This is a genomic window from Flavobacteriales bacterium (assembly GCA_016699575.1).
Classification (GTDB): domain Bacteria; phylum Bacteroidota; class Bacteroidia; order Flavobacteriales_F; family PHOS-HE28; genus PHOS-HE28.
On the sequence record CP064979.1, the window covers coordinates 630,436 to 648,422 of the forward strand.

14 protein-coding genes are annotated in these 17,987 nt (G+C 58.9%); 11 read left to right on the forward strand and 3 right to left on the reverse strand.

Annotation, left to right across the window (positions count from 1 at the left end; genetic code table 11):
• Positions 1-29 precede the first annotated feature (29 nt).
• A complete protein-coding gene (locus IPJ76_02755) occupies positions 30-710 on the forward strand; it encodes a hypothetical protein (GenBank protein QQR87167.1) in 681 nt (226 codons plus the stop codon).
• Here IPJ76_02755 and IPJ76_02760 read toward each other — a convergent pair.
• Positions 707-2,110: an FAD-binding protein gene (locus tag IPJ76_02760; protein ID QQR87168.1), complete on the reverse strand. Its 1,404-nt coding sequence runs from the start codon at positions 2,108-2,110 to the stop codon at positions 707-709. The genes IPJ76_02755 and IPJ76_02760 overlap by 4 nt on opposite strands.
• Before the next feature lie 246 nt (positions 2,111-2,356).
• Positions 2,357-2,983: a fibronectin type III domain-containing protein gene (locus IPJ76_02765; protein QQR87169.1), complete on the reverse strand. Its 627-nt coding sequence runs from the start codon at positions 2,981-2,983 to the stop codon at positions 2,357-2,359.
• A gap of 605 nt (positions 2,984-3,588) precedes the next feature.
• Here IPJ76_02765 and IPJ76_02770 point away from each other — a divergent pair.
• From IPJ76_02770 to IPJ76_02795, 6 genes are all read left to right on the forward strand, one after another.
• Positions 3,589-4,206 carry a hypothetical protein gene (locus IPJ76_02770; protein QQR87170.1) on the forward strand — a complete coding sequence of 206 codons (618 nt, stop codon included), beginning with the start codon at positions 3,589-3,591 and terminating at the stop codon, positions 4,204-4,206.
• Positions 4,207-4,311: 105 nt separating this feature from the next.
• Positions 4,312-4,515 carry a hypothetical protein gene (locus IPJ76_02775; protein ID QQR87171.1) on the forward strand — a complete coding sequence of 68 codons (204 nt, stop codon included), beginning with the start codon at positions 4,312-4,314 and terminating at the stop codon, positions 4,513-4,515.
• A gap of 12 nt (positions 4,516-4,527) precedes the next feature.
• On the forward strand, positions 4,528-9,249 hold the full coding sequence (locus IPJ76_02780) for a T9SS type A sorting domain-containing protein (GenBank protein QQR87172.1): 4,722 nt from the start codon (positions 4,528-4,530) through the stop codon (positions 9,247-9,249).
• 265 nt (positions 9,250-9,514) lie between these two features.
• Complete coding sequence (locus IPJ76_02785) at positions 9,515-10,765, forward strand: T9SS type A sorting domain-containing protein (protein QQR87173.1); 1,251 nt, start codon at positions 9,515-9,517, stop codon at positions 10,763-10,765.
• 41 nt (positions 10,766-10,806) lie between these two features.
• Positions 10,807-11,229 (forward strand): T9SS type A sorting domain-containing protein, encoded by a 423-nt coding sequence (locus IPJ76_02790; protein QQR87174.1) that lies wholly within the window; start codon positions 10,807-10,809, stop codon positions 11,227-11,229.
• A gap of 136 nt (positions 11,230-11,365) precedes the next feature.
• Positions 11,366-12,799, forward strand: coding sequence for a T9SS type A sorting domain-containing protein (locus tag IPJ76_02795; protein QQR87175.1), 1,434 nt, complete (start codon positions 11,366-11,368; stop codon positions 12,797-12,799).
• A gap of 165 nt (positions 12,800-12,964) precedes the next feature.
• Here the strand turns inward: IPJ76_02795 and IPJ76_02800 are convergent, their stop codons facing one another.
• On the reverse strand, positions 12,965-14,281 hold the full coding sequence (locus tag IPJ76_02800) for an IS4 family transposase (protein ID QQR87176.1): 1,317 nt from the start codon (positions 14,279-14,281) through the stop codon (positions 12,965-12,967).
• A 161-nt stretch (positions 14,282-14,442) separates the two neighbouring features.
• On the opposite strand from IPJ76_02800, the gene IPJ76_02805 reads away from it, so the two are divergent.
• From IPJ76_02805 to IPJ76_02820, 4 genes are all read left to right on the forward strand, one after another.
• Positions 14,443-14,718 (forward strand): T9SS type A sorting domain-containing protein, encoded by a 276-nt coding sequence (locus tag IPJ76_02805; GenBank protein QQR87177.1) that lies wholly within the window; start codon positions 14,443-14,445, stop codon positions 14,716-14,718.
• A gap of 6 nt (positions 14,719-14,724) precedes the next feature.
• Positions 14,725-15,081 carry a hypothetical protein gene (locus tag IPJ76_02810; protein QQR87178.1) on the forward strand — a complete coding sequence of 119 codons (357 nt, stop codon included), beginning with the start codon at positions 14,725-14,727 and terminating at the stop codon, positions 15,079-15,081.
• Positions 15,078-16,199, forward strand: a complete 1,122-nt coding sequence (locus tag IPJ76_02815; GenBank protein ID QQR87179.1) for a T9SS type A sorting domain-containing protein — start codon at positions 15,078-15,080, stop codon at positions 16,197-16,199. Before IPJ76_02810 ends, IPJ76_02815 begins: the two co-directional genes overlap by 4 nt.
• A 195-nt stretch (positions 16,200-16,394) precedes the next feature.
• Positions 16,395-17,906: a T9SS type A sorting domain-containing protein gene (locus tag IPJ76_02820; protein ID QQR87180.1), complete on the forward strand. Its 1,512-nt coding sequence runs from the start codon at positions 16,395-16,397 to the stop codon at positions 17,904-17,906.
• Positions 17,907-17,987: the final 81 nt, after the last annotated feature.

Below are 17,987 nucleotides of genomic sequence, written 5' to 3' on the forward strand. Positions count from 1 at the left end.
CCGGCAGGGGCATCAGCGAACTTTGCACAGTGCGCCCCTCCCTGCTTCCGCTCCTCCTTGCGACCTGTCAGGCCGTAAGCTGCACGGATGAGCCCGTTGCCCGGGTGGCAAAGGCCCCGGCAGGGGCCGCGCAAACCGTGGTGCGCTGGGCCGGTGATGTGCGGCAGGGACTTGCGCGCATCGCACTGCCCGATGGCTCCGTGAAAGAGGGGCCTTACGCGCGCGGGCTTAAGGAAGGCACCTGGGTGTGGCGGAGCGCAACCGGAGACACGCTGGGCACGACAGCCTACGCCGCCGGAAAGCTGCACGGCTGGTCGGTGGAGAGGATCAAGGAAGTGGCGGTGCGGGAAGCGCTTTACGCTGAAGGGGTGGCCAACGGGCCACGCATCACCCGCTATGCCGATGGCCACCCGGCTTCGCTGGTCTGGTTCATCGATGGAAAGGAGCATGGTACCGCCTGGCGTTGGAACCAACGCGACACATTGAACATCGGCAAGCGGACGGTGGGACAGTACGTGCACGGCGTGGCCCAAGGCACATGGCGGCGGTATTACGCCAACGGTGTGCTGAACGTGGAGAACGACTACGTGAACGGTGTTCGGCACGGCACAAGCAAGCTTTGGGGACCAGACGGCACCCTGCTGCGCCATTTGGAATACCGGAACGATGCGGTGGTGCGCACCTTCGTGGACCGCTTGGGCACCAACTAGGGCAACACCTTCCCAGGGTTCATGATACCGTTGGGGTCGAAGAGCTGCTTGATGCCCCGCATCAGTTGCAGCTGCGCATGGTCGAAGGCGATGTCCATGTACGGGCGCTGAACGAGGCCGATACCGTGCTCCCCGCTGATCGTGCCGCCCAATGAAACGGTGAGCCTGAAGATCTCGCGGATGGCCTTCGGCAGCTCCTTCTCCCACGCCTCATCGCTCAACTGCCCTTTGATGATGTTCACGTGCAGGTTGCCATCGCCGGCGTGGCCGTAGCACACGCTGCGGAAGCCGTACTGTGCACCGATGCGCTTCACGCCTTCCAGCAGGTCGGGCAGGGCGTAGCGCGGCACCACGGTATCCTCCTCCTTGTACACGCTGTTGGCCTTCACGGCAACGGCCACGCTGCGGCGCAGCTTCCACAGCGCGTCCTTGTCAGCACTGCTTTCTGCGAAGAGCACTTCGCCGCAATCGTGCGCTTCCATCACGGCGATGATGGCTTCGCAGTCCTTCATCAGCGCCTCCTCGTGGTTGCCGTCCACCTCGATGAGGAGATGCGCCTTCACGCCTGGCAGCACCTTCACCGGTATGCCTTCCACATGCTGCAACGTCCAATCGATGGCGTCGCGCTCCATGAACTCCAACGCACTGGGCGTAATGCCCGCGCGGAACACGGCGCTCACCGCCTCGCAGGCTTTGCGCGCATGGTTGAAGGGCACCAGCATGAGCTTGGTGTGCTTGGGCAGTGGCACCAGGCGCAGGACGGCCTTGGTGATGATGCCGAGCGTGCCCTCGCTGCCCACGACAAGGCGCGTGAGGTCGTAGCCGGTCGCGTTCTTCAGGGTGTTGGCACCGGTCCAGATGAGCTCGCCGGTAGGCAGCGCCACCTGCAGATTGAGGACGAAGTCCCGGGTGACACCGTACTTGACGGCGCGCGGGCCACCGGCGTTCTCGGCCAGGTTGCCACCGATGGTGCAACTGCCTTTGCTGCTTGGGTCGGGAGCGTAGTAGAGGCCCAGCGGCGTAACAGCGTCCTGCAGCACTTGGTTGATGAGGCCGGGCTCCACGGTCACTTGCAAGTTCCGCTCGTCGATGGAGAGGATACTGTCCATGCGATCCAGCGCAAGGCCCACACCGCCGTGCACGCTGAGGGCGCCACCGCTGAGGCCCGTGCGCCCGCCGATGGGCGTTACGGGCACGTGGTGCTCGTTGCACACGCGCAACACCTCCGCGACTTCTTCTGCGGTGCGCGGCCGCACCACGGCCTCGGGCGGGAAGCTGAGGTCCTCGGTTTCGTCATGACCGTAGTGCGCGCGTTTCTCCTCACTGGTGTGCACGTGCTCGTTGCCGACGATGCGCACAAGGGAGGTGAGGACGGAACGGGAGACTTTGTTGAAATGCATGGGGTGGCAGTGGGCGAATGTACCCGCAGCGCGGCGCGCGCAGTAAGCGCACGGCTATTGCCGGGTTCCTCTTGGGCCAGGGCCTTCTCGCCCATCGAGCTCTACTGACCGTGCAGCTGCGCCTCCCCAAAAAACGAGCAACGCCCCGAACGGTGGGGCGTTGCCTTGGTAGCATGTCGAGCGCAGTGGTTGGCTGCCTCCGCCGCAGTGGGTGCGGCGCACGTGTGCAAGTCAGGGGGTGCAGCTTCAGGCCGCGCGACAACCGGTGAACTCGCTGGTGGGGCCTTCGCCCGGGCTGCCCAGGGCAGCAATGCGGAACGCGTAGTTCCGGCCGGGTTCCAGGTCCTGGATGGTGCACTTGCTGGCGCTTACCACGTCAACAATGCTCCAACCCGTTTCCAGGTTGGGATCGCCAGCGGTCATGTACACATTGTACACACGCCCGCCGCGCACCTTCTTCCAGCGCAGGTCAACCGACCCCACGTACGCGCCCGCTTCAGCGTTCACGTTCACCGGGGCCTCCAGCTTGTCAACGGGGTCCTTGGGCTTCACCAGCTCGAACCCGCTGCTCACCGCCACGTCCACGTCGCCATTGCTGGCGCCGTTCACATAGCGGCTCAAGTGGGTGAGCAACGAACGCAGCGTGCGATCGGCCTCGTTCTTCACTGCTATGGCTTCGTGCGCGCCGCTCACTGCTGCCTCCAAGGCAGCGCTGAGGGCGGTACGGGCCGCAGTGATGGATGCTATGGTGGGCACCGCGTTCACGAAGTTGACGTTGCCCGTCATTTTCGCTTCCACGTAGGCGCTTTTGTCCACCAGCTCCGAGGTCTTCACTCCGCGTAGTCCGGCTTTGATGAGGTTCCTTGTTGCCATTGTTCTGTTGGTTTGGGGTTCCCGCTCCTTTCGTCTTCGAGTGCTTCTGGTTTACTCTGGCTCCGCTCGGTGGTCCCGTCCGTTCTGCCGGGGCCGCTGGCCGGGGGTTTCAACGAAGGGCCGTTACCCCTTGTTGACCGCACACCCTGTTCATAACCCCGCTAAGGCGCGCCCGCACTGGGAAAACTTTATTTTCTCTCGCCCCGGCGCACGCACGCGTTTGGCGGATGCCGGAGCCCGCGCGGCGTGACGAACGGTGGTGAACGCTGATGCATTCGCCGTTTTTGCGCCAGCAACTGCCGCAAGTGCGCTAGCGAATGCCATAGGTGCGCTAGCGAATGGCCCGTGTGCGATCGCGTTCGTGGCAAGTGCGTTGGCCAATACCACCGTTGCGTTAGCCAATGCCACAAGTGCGGTCGCGTTCGGCGCAAGTGCGTTGGCGAATGCCGCAGTTGCGTTAGCGAATGCCGCACATGCGGATGCGTTCGTCGCGTTTGCGTCAGCGAATGCGGTACATGCAGTTGCGCGAACGATCCGCGCAAACGCAAAAACCGCGCGCGCAGCCGCGAAAACCGCCAGCGCCTACCCTGGATCGGGTAGATCCGGTGCGCACGCCGCCGAAATGCCCCCACCACTACCCTGAACTGGGTATTGCACAACGCGTGCGTGCGCACCTGCTTGCCACGATGCAACAGGTGGACGGTGTTCTCCTGGAAATGCCCTGCGCGGCCACCCAGCGCGGTGCCCTGGCGTGCTGGACACAAGGCAGCACCGACCCATGGCGCCGCGCGCGCCCCGGCCGTGGCACCCTGCTGCCACCGCCGCTGGGACCCGTGCACCAGCTCTTCGCGTTCTTCTATCCGTTGGCGCCCGCACCCGAATCCTACTGGCTCACCGCCTTGGAGCGCCTGGTGCGCCACCCGCGACCGGTCTTCAGTTACTGCTGCTGCGTGCCGCGCGACCCCGCCCGTTGCACCGTGGGCGGCCGCCGCACCGTGCGCGTGCGCTGGGCCGTGCCCATCGAAAGCGCCACCTGGACCGGCCACTCCTTCCAGCTCTACTGGCGCGCCCGCCACGAACACCACTGGCGCATGGTGCCGCTCGAAGACACCTTCCACTATATGGACAAGGGATGTGTTTGGGTGGAGGGCGTGGTGGGGAGGGGGAGGAACAAGTCTCAAGATCCAAGTCTCAAGTCTCAAGACTCAAGACTCAAGACATAAGGCGCAAGGCGCAAGGCGGAATGTTGAAAGCCAGGGACAAGGGCCGTGCGGATGTGATACCTGAGGAAATAGTTGTTCCTTTACTATACCCTAAACCCCTGAGCCATGATCAGTTCATTCCTGTTGGTCATCTGCCTGCTGGCAGGTGCTCTGGTGCAAGCACAACTGGGCGACCTCATACGGCCGCGCGGCATTGTTGCCAATGCGGGACAAGTGAAGAAGGCCGATGGCAAGGTGGCCGATGAACTATTGTACCGCTGGCAAGGCCCCGACTTCTCCATCGCCTTCCTGGCCGATCGTTTCGTGTAGGAGATCAGCTATGTGCACAAGGACACGCTCGCCGCGCACCGCACCAAGAAGCCTGAAGAGCGCAAGGGACTGCGCGTGGGGCTGCACCGCATCGAGTACATCTTCAACTCAAGCACCTCGGCACGTTTGTTTGCGGAAGAAGGCACCAAGAGCAAGATCAGCTACCCCGACCACCAAGGCGGGCCGCAGATCGTGCCGATGGTGTATGAGAAGTTGCTTTACAAGAACGCCTTCCCTGGTGTGGACCTCGTCTTCACCATCACCCCCGATGGCCAATGCAAGTACGATGTGGTGGTGGGCGCCGCAGGCGACTTGGCGGATGTGCGTTTTGATGTCACTGGCTTGGAAGCCGCAAGCACCAAGCTCGACGGCAACCAGTTGACGTGCGAACTGCCCTTCGGGCGTTTTGTGGAGCGCGTGCCGGAAGCGTATTCGGAAAAGAACGGTGGGCGCGAAAGGGTGAAGGTGGGTTACGCGGGGTCGAACCGGTCAGTGGGGTTCAGGATGGAAGGTGAGGAACAGAAGGGGCCGTTGGTGGTGGATCCGATCGGCTTGATCGAGTGGGGGACGTGGTTCTGCCCGCCGAATGGCAACAGCGGCCGCGCAATTAGGGCACATGCAGAAGGTGTAGTGTTCGCTGCGGGCAGTTGTTGGGGCGGGGAGCTAATACTCAATACCACAACGACCTACAGTGCTTTGGAAGATGTCTGGGTCGCGAAGTTCACCGACACAGGAAGTGGACTTCAAGCGACAGACCTCAACTGGTGCGCGGTCCATGGCGGCACCGGAACGGACGCGGTCATGGACATGGATGCTACAAATGATATCGTGGCCGTGGTGGGTTGGACCGAATCCCAAACAGGCATAGGAACGACCGCACAAACGCTCGACTTGGGGATAGCGAACGACACCTTGTGCACTCAGAACGGGATGGACGGATTCCTGATGTACTTTGATGCAAACACTGGTTCCAGGACCTACGGAACCTATATAGGCGGTACATGCCAGGACTTTGCCAATACCGTCGCGTTGGATCACCGGCCACTCGTCGGAACGCGTTGCTATGTGGGCGGTACTGCAGCATCAACGGTTATCGCGCCGTCGTACTCAGCACCCCAGTTCAGCCCGTATCAGCTCTCATCATGTGGAGTGGGGGGCGGTTTTATTCAACGGTACAACGAAACCGGCATCGATTGGATGAGCTGGTACAATGGGTGTCCTTTCGGAGGAACATATCCACTGGACATTGCCGTGGATCAGAACGGCGAGCCGGTCATGGTCGCATTTCTTCTATCGTCTGCTCTTGGCAGTGACCTTGGTATCTCGTTCAACGGCCCACCGGGCAATGGTGTTGGATCGGACCTTGTGCTCTCATCGTTCTCCCAGAATGGCCCGTTGAACTGGGCCCGTTGGCACGGAACACAACTGGACGATGGCGGGAATTTCTTTCCGTGGGTCGGCTTCGGTGCTTCGTTGGCCATCGCCCCCACCAACAACATCTATCTGGGATGGAGCCAGTCGGACTTCGTCGATAGCGATGGCATCATCGCTTGCATCCAGAACGATCCATTGAACCCCGTGGATCTCTGGACCCCGCTTCTGGATCTACCGTCAACACCATCGGCTTGCGGTAGCAATATCTCAGCCTTGTCCGTCACCTGCGCGGGAACGATCCTGGCTGTAGGAACGACGAGCTGCAATGCCGGAGAATTCTCAGAACCGAATGCCCACCAAGAGATCTTCGGAGGGGGTTACGTGGATGGTTATCTCATTGAGGTCGAAGACCTCGGCGGTAGCGGCAGCATCTTGCACAGGACGTACTACGGCGGCAGCGATAACGACTGGGTGATGGATGTTTCGGCGGACGATCCCGGAACGGCGGCCATCTGCGGTGATTCGTTCACGCCTGTCGGGGCAGGGGATAACATCGCGCACAATGCGGGCAACGGTAATATCATTTGGGACGATGGCCTACCCCAGTACCAGCGAGCCTTCCTCTCCCGCTTCTCCTTCGATTGCTGCCCGTCCACCATCACCATCCCCGACGGCACCTCTGCCTTGCAGATGGGCATAACCCTCTTCACGAACGAGCAGATCAAAGTGGAGGGCCAGTGGTTCATCGACGCCTCGATCAACCTGGTGAACTGCACCGTTCGCACGGCAACCGGAGCGGAGATCATCGTGAGCAATGGTGCCTACATGGACATGTGGGACACCCATATCAACTCGTGCGAAGAAATGTGGAAGGGCATACACGCCACCGACGGTGCACGGCTGCGATGGAAGACATCGAGCGTTGCCGATGCGCAGTATGGTGCATGGCTGGATGACGGAACCCTTCTATCGGCTTACCAGTGCGGCTTCATCAACAACTATACGGGCATCTACATCAAGAAGCCCTGCAACGGGTGTTGGAATTCGGTGAGCCTGAGCATTCCAGGATGCTGGTTCCGTACGCTGGCACCGGGCCTGAAGGATCCCTATCCCGGCCAGTTGCCCGTGCCCGGCTCCATAGGTTATGCCGGCATCGATGCTTCCGGAACTTACCTCAACATCTCCTCCACCCCGGTGGCTGGCGATATCTTGTTCAAGCACCTCAACTATGGCATTACCACGGGCAACGTCGGTTTCACGGTGGCCGATACCCGCTTCGAGGATATGATCCCCGACCTCACCTACGGCAACAACCAGCACCAGGGCGCGGCCATCTATTCCACCGGCTACAGCGGGTTCTACGGATTGAAGCTGCAAGGCCTAGGCACAGCGCTGAACGCCACAGCCACCTTCAAGAATTGCCGCACGTCCGTTTGGACCGAGAGCATGGGCTTGCGCGCACAGCAATGCCGGGTGGAAGGCCCCATGTCCCTCACCGGCATCACGGCCCGGTTCAGCAGCGGCCGCCTCATTGACATCAGTTCCAACAACATCAATGTGCAGCATTCAGCCATCGACCTGCGCTTCAACGATGGGGCTGCCCAACTTTCGGTGCACGACAACGAACTGCACTTCGGGCTCAACGGCTCCAATGGCCTTGTCATGTTCCCCGGCATCAACGTGCAGGAGATGAACGGCACCAATAGTGCCAGTGAGATCCGCAATAATCAACTGCATTGCCGGGGCGCTTGGCGGGGCATGTCGCTGAACAGCGCCAGCAACTACCTGGTGTCGGAGAACACCGTGGCCATGCTCTCCCAGCAGGTCAATCGCGGTGGCATCGAACTCAGGGGCTGCACCGATACGCGGGTGACATGCAACACGGTGTTCGGCCAGAACGTGGTGGGGCAACCACCTTGGTCGGCCTTGTGGCCTGTGTCGCACTTCACCCAAACAGGCATACGCCACAGCCTGGGCGCCACCAACTACTTGGCGTGCAACTCTGTGGACAACATCCTCCACGGCATCCTCTTCAACGGCTGGACGCCCGGCCTGGACCTCACCGCTAACAACTTCGGCACGCACAACATCGGGTTGGAACTCACACAAGGGGCGCTTATTGGTGGGCAGCTCCATAAGGGTAACATTTGGAATGTTCAGGCGACGTTTCGCGATGCACGATGGAATACAACCTCAGCCGGTTTGGACGTGATGACCGTAAATTTGGGCAACCCGCTCTGCTGGCCGAACAACTATGAGCCATCGGACTGGTTCCAAACTACCCCCGACCCAAATGATGAGTGTAGTACTATCATGCCACAATGCCCTTCAGTTAACTTCCAAGGCGGAGGCGGCCAGCGGTCATTGATCATGGACGAAGCTGTGATGTTGGGCAGCATCGAGAATGGCATTTACACGGATGAAACACGGTTGACCTTGGCGTATGAACTTTACTTGGCGTTGCTCAAGGACCCCGCGCTTTACAGCGGCAGCCCTTACACCGCTGACTTCGTAACGCTGATGGAGAACAGTGTGGCCGATGGCCTGAAAGATGTTGAGCAGCCCCGGAAGGAGTTGTACGAGGTACCTGGTCCGGTGCTGGCGAGCGTACAGCAGAACGAATTGGCTATTGAAGCGCTGTTGCTCCAAGTGAAAACCGCCATGGAACAACTGGCCACGGGCGGGCTTAGCCCAGCGCAGGAGGCGGCGTTGCAGGCCAGTATCGCGTCTTGGCAGCAGAACATTGAGAACTTGAATACTTACAACACCACGGCCATGGCCAATCTGGATGCAGCAAGAGCAGTTGAGGCCATGCTGCTCGAAAACGGTGCGGCAGCGCTGGCGAGCACGGAACTCATTGAGCAGAACGCCAAAGCGGTGAACGAGATCTACCTCAGCACCATAGCGGTGTCAGGGGAAGGCTTGGTCTTCGATGCTTCGCAAGAAGCGACGTTGTTGTCCATTGCCAGCCAGTGCCCGCTTCTTGGCGGCAATCCAGTGTATCAAGCCCGTTCCATGTACACGCTGATCGATGAAGAAATGGACTTCGATGATGCGTTGATCTGTGTGGCTTCAGGCTTTGCAGTTAAGGATGCTGATGCGCGCGGGCAGCATGTTGTGGTTTACCCCAATCCTAACCGCGATGGATTGCTCAACTTCATGTTGACCGGTCTGGATGACACGAAAGAGCACACCGGGACCATCGTCCTCTACGACGTGCAAGGGCAGGAGGTCGGCAGGCAGAGCATCAACAGCGGGCGGGCACAAATGGATGTATCCGGGTTGGCACAAGGCCTGTACCAATGGTCATTGATCATGGATGAAGGAACTCGGGAACTCGGAACGGTGACCATCTTTTAAGCGAAGTATGCCTCAAACCCGGAGAGTCGTCACGATGTGCTATAGAGTCGGATGCGCGTTTGTTGTAGTCCTGGGCTGGAGCCAGTTGGCTCCAGCCCAAGGGCTCAACAATCTTTGGCAGGGCGGTTATGACACATGGTTCGGAGCGCCCTGGGGCGGTTCGGATATTGAGTTCTCAAGCGGAACACCAATCATATTCACTCAGCCTAGCCGCGTGGTTGATTTGGGGCGGACATCCGCCAACATCACCGATGCTTCTGGCAATTTGCTCTTCTTCACAAATGGCGCGACCGTGGGGATACAGAATGGCGATACAATGCCGAACGGCGGTGGCTTGGCGCCCAGCGACTACACGGACAATTATCCCGAGGCCCTTCAAATACCCCAAGCAGCGTTGATCATTCCGGATCCCGGAGATGGCGAACGCTACTACCTTTTCCATTGCACGGTGGATGACCTGCAGACCTCCACTACGTTCTATCTGTACGTTACCACCATCGACATGGGTTTGAACGGAGGATCTGGAGAAGTTGTCCAGAAGAACGAGGTGGTTCTTAACGCAGCCATTCAGCCCGGCAAGCTGGCAGCCGTGCGCCATGGCAATGGGCGGGATTGGTGGGTGTACGCCCATGAGGTCAACACCGACAGGTTCTGGCGTTTCCTTGTTACTCCGAGCGGTATTGCAGGCCCCAGCGATCAAACGATCGGTGTCGTTCGTCCGTCGGATGCAGGTCGGACGGCCTTTTCCGCCGACGGAAGCAGGTTTGCGTACTACTGGGGCGTTTCGGACTTGGACATTTTTTCCGTGGACCGTTGCACAGGCCTTTTCAGCGACGATGTGCACATCGACATCAACGACTACAATGGCAATGCTGGTGTTGCATTCTCACCGAGCGGCCGATTCCTCTATGTCTCTTCCGTTTACGATGTCTATCAAGTTGACATGGAGGCATCTGATATTGCTGCGTCGATTCTGCACATTGCTGAGTGGGACTCCACATATTCACCGGGACCGCCGTTAGCAACGTTGTTCAATGCCGCGCAGTTGGCACCTGACGGTAGGATCTACATCAGTACGGGCAACGGTACCGACAAGCTGCACGTAATCAACTACCCGGACAGCCTTGGGGCCGCGTGCGGCATTCAACAGCATGCCATTACGCTCCCCACCTACTGGTTCAACTCCCTCCCCAACCACCCCAACTACCACTTGGGCGCCTTGGATGGCAGCGTGTGCGACAGCTTGGATGTGGGGTTGGTGGAGCAGCCGGAGAACTTGAACCTGAGCTTGTACCCCAACCCGAACGCAGGTGCCTTTGCTATCACCTACGCACCACAACCCACCAGCGGTATGCTGGAGGTGGTAGCACTGGATGGCCGTGTGGTGCACCGCGAGAGCGTGGCGCCCTGGAGCCAACTGAATCGCGTGGAGCTGCGGGACTTGTCGCCGGGCATGTACCAGTGCACGGTGCGGTTCGGTGCCCAAGAGGGCGTTAGGAGGTTTGTAGTGGAGTGAGGCGCTGGTGAGCCTATGTTTGATGGAAGCACTATGCAACCATGCGACATACTTGGGGCCACAGGCCCACGACCGATGGACACTCGGCACAGCCGAGCGTCAGCCGAGTGCGATCAGCGGGCGCAGCACACTACGCGAGCAGGTGCGGGGTAGGTGGCAACCCGGTTTACCAGGCAAGGTCGCTGTACACACTGGTTGATGAAACGTTGGACTTTGATGACGCCTTGCTCTGCGTCGCAGCTGGTTACGCAGTGAAGAACGACGACCAAGAGAAACTACGTGTCATGGTGTTCCCCAACCCGAACAGAGATGGGTCATTGAACTTCCGGGTGCTCGGTTTGGTCGATAACAACTTGACTGCTACAGTCAAGTTGTTTGATGAACTGGGCCGCGAGGTTGGCAGCACTCGCATGAACGGCGATCGCACTACAATGGATGTGAGCCAGCTGGCCCAAGGAGCATAGCATTGGACGATAGCGACTGAGGTCGGGACGATCGGTCGCGGCACCGTAACCATCTATTGAGTCGCAGGTACTGATGAAGGCGGGGAGGCTCTTTCGTTGGGTGTTGTTGGGTGGCATAGTTCCTCTCGGCACAAGCATGGCCTGCGGTCAAGGCTCGGACAATCTGTGGCTTGGAGGGTATGACAATTGGTTCGGTGCGGCGCCTTACGGAGGCTCCAATATTGAGTTCGGCTCTGGTGCCCCCGTGATTTCAATGGGCAGCCGATCAATAGACCTGTTCCCCACTGCTGCCAATATCACCGATAGCAATGGTGCGCTACTGTTCTTTACGAATGGAGTGGTTGTTGGCCGAGCCGATGGGGACACCATGTTGAACGGATCAGGGTTGAATCCAAGCGACTACACCAACAACTGGTACCCTAGTGGATTGTCCCTGTATCAGGGTAACATGATCGTCCCCGACCCTGGTAACGACCATCGTTACTACCTGTTTCATTGCACGGCGGACTACATACCGCAGTTCAGTGCGCGGTTTTTGTACCTGACAGTTGTGGACATGAGCTTGGATGGAGGCAACGGTTCAGTAGTAACGAAGAACCAAGTGCTGTACGATGGTGAAATGCAAGCGGGCCGGATCAACGCAGTACGCCACGGCAACGGGCGCGACTGGTGGGTCTATTGCCATGAGTCCAACAGCGATGTATACGTGCGCTGGTTGGTCACTCCACAGGGTGTTACTGGACCATTCACACAAGCGGTGGGGACTTGGAGACCGGTCGATGCCGGTCAGGTCATTTTCTCTCAGGACGGAGAGCTTTTCGCTTACTACTCCGGAGATACCGGTATCGACTTGTATGACGTGAACAGGTGTGATGGCACACTGGCCTACATCGGCCATGCCAATGTGCCGAACGCCCAGTACGGCCTTGGGGTCGCCTTCGCCCCGGGTGGCCGGTTCGTTTACCTGAGTGCACAGTTCTACTTGTACCAAATGGATTGTGCTGCGCAAGACTTGGAAGGATCACTGTTGGAAATCGCTGAATGGGATTCCACATACTCGCCGGCACCCCCGCTCGCGACATTGTTTGGCGCCTCGAAGCTGGCCCCCGACGGCAAGGTGTACATCAGCACATTGAACGGCACCGACAAACTACACGTGATCAACTACCCGGACAGCCTTGGTGCGGCGTGCGACATTCAGCAGCACGCCATTACGCTCCCTACGTACTGGTTCAACTCCCTCCCCAACCACCCCAACTACCACTTGGGCGCCTTGGAAGGCAGCGTGTGCGACAGCTTGGATGTGGGCATGGTGGAGCAACCTGAGAACCTTAACCTGAGCTTGTACCCCAACCCCAATGCAGGGGCGTTCGCCATCACTTTCGCACCACAACCCATCAGCGGTGTGCTGGAGGTGGTAGCACTGGATGGCCGTGTGGTGCACCGCGAGAGCGTGGCGCCATGGAGCCAACTGAAGCGCGTGGAGCTGCCGAGACTTGCACCGGGCATGTACCAGTGCACGGTGCGGTTCGGTGCCCAAGAGGGTGTGAGGAGGTTCGTGGTGGAGTAGGCTACGGCAAGCCTATGTTTGATGGAAGCACTATGCAACCATGCGACATACTTGGGGCCACAGGCCCACGACCGATGGACACTCGGCACAGCCGAGCGTCAGCCGAGTGCGATCAGCGGGCGCAGCACACTACGCGAGCAGGCAATGTCATTAAGTTAAGGGTTCTCACAGGGCCGGTTTGGAGTTGGTGAGATAGACGGGCTTGTCGCGTGTGCGGTACTTGTCGCGATCGCGTGGGAAAGTGCGGCCTGGGCGGATGGGCACGGTGGTGGAGAGGAACAGCTCGGACAGGTCGCGCATGGTCTGCTCATCGTCCTCTTGGGCCATGATGCGCATCACCTCCTGCTTCATGTAGCCGAAGGACACGTTGTTGTTGATCTTGTAGGAGAGCTTGCGCGCGGGGTGCTCGGCGGGCAACTGGTCCTGCGCCTCGTCGAGGAGCAGGGCGTGCAGGTTGCACATGAAAAGCGCTGCATGGAAATCCTGCTGGATGACCACATCGGTGTGTCCGGTGAAGTGCTCCACACGGGCGATGTTCTTGATGGTGTTGTAGAAGCGCTCCACGCCCCAGCGCTTGGCGTACAACTCTTTGAAGACGGCCGTCGCATAGCGCTGTTCATCGGTCAAGGATGTGAGCAGCACTTCCAGTTCGCCATTGTCCAGCAACACCTTCACCATGCGTACGTTGATGCGATCATTGCTCTGCGGACCACGACCGTGCTGGGTGTTCTTGCCAGCGCCCATGGGCACGGTGTGCGAGTGCAGGCCACCGGCCACGAAGTCGATCACCTGCTGGTTGAACTTGTGGGTGCAACGGATCAGGAAATGCGCTCCGCGCTCCAGCACCGCCGACATGAGCGCATAGCTGGGATAGCCGCGGTCGTAGATCATCAGGTCGCCCTCTTGGCACATGTGCAAGTGCTGCAAGGCCAGTTCACGTTCGCCCACCGCCCAGGGCGATAGCGTGCCATGGAGCACCATGTTGTTGAGCACATCGTAGAGCACCGAGCAACGCGCCTGCACCGTGCGGTTGCCGTGCTGGTTGCTCGCGCCGCCGTAGTGCTCGCCCAGTTCCTTGGTATGCGGCAGGTTGATGATGGACCCGTCGGTGGCCAGGAGCCGAAAGCCTTGCCAGCGCTTCACACGCTCGTCGTTGTCGGTGTAGAACTCTTGGTTCATCACTCGCATGAGTTCCTTGAACACCCCGGGCTCCACCTTCCTTCTGCTCTGGTTGAAGGCACTGCCCGATACGTTGCGCACCCCGTCGGCGAAGGCGCGCACGAAGCCCGTGAGTTCCAGCTGCAGGCTGCGCCGCGAGAGGCTCAGCATGAAGAGCACCACCTTCTTGAAGGGCATCTTGCGTTGGCGTGTGAAGTCTTTGGGCGAGCGCCTGAAGGTCTCCCTCAATGCGTCGCTGGCCAAACATCTTCTCACTGTTACGAGGATCCCACGGTTGGTCTTGCGCTTCGCTCTTGGTGCCATGGGCCAAAGAGCCTCCCCGCCGATCACCGTTGATCCCTCGACACCGCGACTTTTCAACCGCGTTGATCACAGCACAAGGCACTCCTTAACTTAATGACATTGCGCGAGCAGGTGCGGGGGATTTCGATGACGCCTTGCTGTGCGTGGCTGCTGGATTCGCAGTGAAGAAGGAAGATGTGGTCTCACCAACGGTGATTGTCTTCCCCAACCCGAACCGAACGGGTCAATTGAACTTCAGGCTTAGCGTACTGGATACAGAACAACAACTGAAAGGTCAGGTGTTGCTGTATGATGTGCAAGGCCAACTGGTTGAGAGCAAGCTATTGCACAACACCAGAGAACTGTTGGAGGTGGGGCACTTGGCACAGGGCCTCTACCATTGGGAGGTAATCGTTGATGACCATGTGCTGGGAAGGGGCAAGGTCATTCAATATTGAAAGACAATGGTCAAGCTCTGGGGAGGCGCCGTATTTGGATTGTGCTCAACACTTGCCCTTGGTCAAGGGCGTGACAATCTGTGGATGGGGGGCTCGGAAGGGTTTGCTCCTATACCCTTCGGTGGTTCCTCGATCAATTTTGTCACAGGTACCGCAGACATCTACTATAACAACCGGCCCATAGACCTTTATTACACTGCCGCCAACATTAGCGATGCCGCAGGCAATCTGTTGTTCTTTTCCAACGGTGTTGTGGTAGGAAAGGCAGATGGCGATACGATGCAGAACGGCACAGGTCTGAACCAAGTGACTACACGGACAATTGGTACCCCACAGGCCTTTCCCTATGCCAGGGCAATATGATCTTGCCGGATCCTGGAAACGATGACCGGTATTATCTCTTCCATTGCACGGCGGACTACATACCGCAGTTCAGTGCGCGGTATCTGTACCTGACAGCCGTGGACATGAGCTTGGATGGCGGTAACGGAGCAGTTGATACGAAGAACCAAGTGCTATACGATGGCGAAATGCAGGCGGGACGGATCAATGCTGTACGCCACGGAAACGGGCGTGACTGGTGGGTCTATTGCCATGAGTCCAACAGTGATGTGTACATGCGCTGGTTGGTGACTCCACAAGGCGTTGCAGGGCCTATCACGCAAGCAGTAGGGACATGGAGACCGGTCGATGCCGGTCAGGTAATCTTCTCACAAGACGGGCAAAGGTTCGCCTACTATTCCGGTGACACGGGTGTGGACCTATACGACGTGGATCGTTGCAACGGCGAGTTGGTCTATGTCGGACATGCCGACGTACCGAATGCCCAATACGGGGTGGGTGTCTCATTCTCCCCCAATGGTCGATTCGTTTACCTGAGCGCCCAGAACTTTCTGTACCAGATGGACGCCGATGCGAGCGACTTACAAGCGTCCTTGTTGGAAATCGCGGAGTGGGATTCGACCTATTCACCGAACCCGCCTTTTGCGACAAAGTTCGGTGCCTCCAAACTCGCACCTGATGGCAAGATCTACATCAGCACGATGAACAGCACCGACAAGCTTCACGTGATCAACTACCCGGACAGCCTTGGTGCCGCGTGCGACATTCAGCAGCATGCCATTACGCTCCCCACCTACTGGTTCAACTCCCTCCCCAACCACCCCAACTACCACTTGGGGGCCTTGGATGGCAGCGTGTGCGACAGCTTGGATGTGGGCTTAGCGGAGTTGCCGGAGAACTTGAACCTGAGCTTGTACCCCAACCCGAACGCAGGTGCCTTTGCCATCACCTACGCACCACAACCCACCAGCGGTGTGCTGGAGGTGGTAGCACTGGATGGCCGCGTGGTGCACCGCGAGAGCGTGGCGCCTTGGAGCCAACTGAAGCGCGTGGAGCTGCCGCGACTTGCACCGGGCCTATACCAATGCACGATGCGGTTCGGTGCCCAAGAGGGCGTTAGGAGGTTCGTGGTGGAGTAGGCTATCGCAAGCCTATGTTTGATGGAAGCACATTGCAACCATGGAACATACATGGGGCCACAGGCCCACTACCGATGGACACTCGGCGCAGCCGAGCGTCAGCCGAGTGCGATCAGCGGGCGTTGTGCACTGCGCGAGCAGGTGCGGAGAAAAACTGGGACAGGGCAAAGTGACCATCTTCTAGAGCGTTCTCTGATGAAGCCTTTCCCTGATCCGATCAGTTCCGCGTGGGAACGGTGCGCTTGTATTGTTTTTGGCTTGGTTGTCTGTAGTGTCGCGCAACCGCAAGGTCTCAACAACCTATGGCAAGGCGGGTTTGAGCATATCAGCGGCCCTCCTTGGGGAGGCTCGGACATTGAGTTCTACAGCGGCGCAGCCGTGATCACTTCGGAACTCGACAGAGTCATCGACTTGAAGCACACGTCTGCGAACATTACCAACGCCAATGGTGATTTGCTGTTCTTCACGAACGGTGTCGTGGTTGGTCAAGCCGATGGTGATACCATGCTTAACGGTTCAGGCCTCAATCCCAGCGACTACACCGACAACTGGTACCCTGGTGGGCTGCTTCTACCACAAGCGGCAATCATCATCCCAGGCCCTGGAGATGCGGAGAAGTACTACTTGTTCCACTGTACCTACGACGACATACCGTCTTTCACGGCCTTCAACCTCTACGTTACAACTGTGGACATGAGCCTGAATTCGGGGGCTGGGGAGGTCGTGGAAAAGAACGAGGTCATCCTCTCAGGCGAGATACAGGCGGGAAGACTAGACGCTGTGCGGCACGGCAATGGAAGGGACTGGTGGGTATATGCCCATGAGGTGGATTCCGACCGCTTCTGGCGTTTCTTGGTGTCGCCGAGCGGCATTGATGGGCCGTACGAACAGACCATTGGGGTTGCCCGACCAGCAGATGGCGGGCGGACGGTCTTCTCTCCGGATGGGAGCAAGTTTGCCTATTACTGGGGTGGGTCTGACTTGGACATCTTCGCCGTAGATCGTTGTTCCGGTAATATGAGTGACCACGTGCATGTCGCCATCGATGATTTCGACGGTAGCGGTGGTGTTGCCTTCTCACCAAGTGGACGATTCCTGTATGTCTCGTCCGTGTACGATGTCTACCAAGTTGATATGGACGCTCCTGACGTGGGGGGTTCTATCACTCACATTGCAACATGGGACTCCACGTATTCACCATCTCCTCCGTTCGCTACACTCTTCGAAGAAGCCCGCCTAGCCAGGGATGGCAAGATCTACATCAGTACTGGCAACAGCACTTTCAAACTGCATGTGATCAACTACCCGGACAGTCTCGGCGCAGCGTGCGACATTCAGCAGCATGCCATTACGCTCCCCACCTACTGGTTCAACTCCCTCCCCAACCACCCCAACTACCACTTGGGGGCCTTGGATGGCAGCGTATGCGACAGCTTGGATGTGGGCTTGGTGGAGCAGCCGGAGAACTTGAACCTGAGCTTGTACCCCAACCCCAACGCGGGCGCCTTTGCCATCACCTACGCACCGCAACCCACCAGCGGCACGCTCGAGGTGCATGCACTGGATGGCCGTGTGGTGCACCGCGAGAGCGTGGCGCCTTGGAGCCAACTGAAGCGCGTGGAGCTGCGGGACTTGTCGCCGGGCCTGTACCAATGCACGGTGCGGTTCGGTGCCCAAGAGGGCGTTAGGAGGTTCGTGGTGGAGTAGGCTACGGCAAGCCTATGTTTGATGGAAGCACTATGCAACCATGCGACATACTTGGGGCCACAGGCCCGCGACCGATGGACA

What these genes read in the sequence shown, in the direction of transcription:
- IPJ76_02815 (QQR87179.1), top strand. Translation starts at nt 15,078, where the DNA reads ATGATCTTGCCGGATCCTGGAAACGATGACCGGTATTATCTCTTCCAT.
- IPJ76_02765 (QQR87169.1), bottom strand. Translation starts at nt 2,983, where the DNA reads ATGGCAACAAGGAACCTCATCAAAGCCGGACTACGCGGAGTGAAGACC.
- IPJ76_02775 (QQR87171.1), top strand. Translation starts at nt 4,312, where the DNA reads ATGATCAGTTCATTCCTGTTGGTCATCTGCCTGCTGGCAGGTGCTCTG.
- IPJ76_02810 (QQR87178.1), top strand. Translation starts at nt 14,725, where the DNA reads ATGGTCAAGCTCTGGGGAGGCGCCGTATTTGGATTGTGCTCAACACTT.
- IPJ76_02760 (QQR87168.1), bottom strand. Translation starts at nt 2,110, where the DNA reads ATGCATTTCAACAAAGTCTCCCGTTCCGTCCTCACCTCCCTTGTGCGC.
- IPJ76_02790 (QQR87174.1), top strand. Translation starts at nt 10,807, where the DNA reads ATGCGACATACTTGGGGCCACAGGCCCACGACCGATGGACACTCGGCA.
- IPJ76_02795 (QQR87175.1), top strand. Translation starts at nt 11,366, where the DNA reads ATGGCCTGCGGTCAAGGCTCGGACAATCTGTGGCTTGGAGGGTATGAC.
- IPJ76_02800 (QQR87176.1), bottom strand. Translation starts at nt 14,281, where the DNA reads ATGGCACCAAGAGCGAAGCGCAAGACCAACCGTGGGATCCTCGTAACA.
- IPJ76_02820 (QQR87180.1), top strand. Translation starts at nt 16,395, where the DNA reads ATGAAGCCTTTCCCTGATCCGATCAGTTCCGCGTGGGAACGGTGCGCT.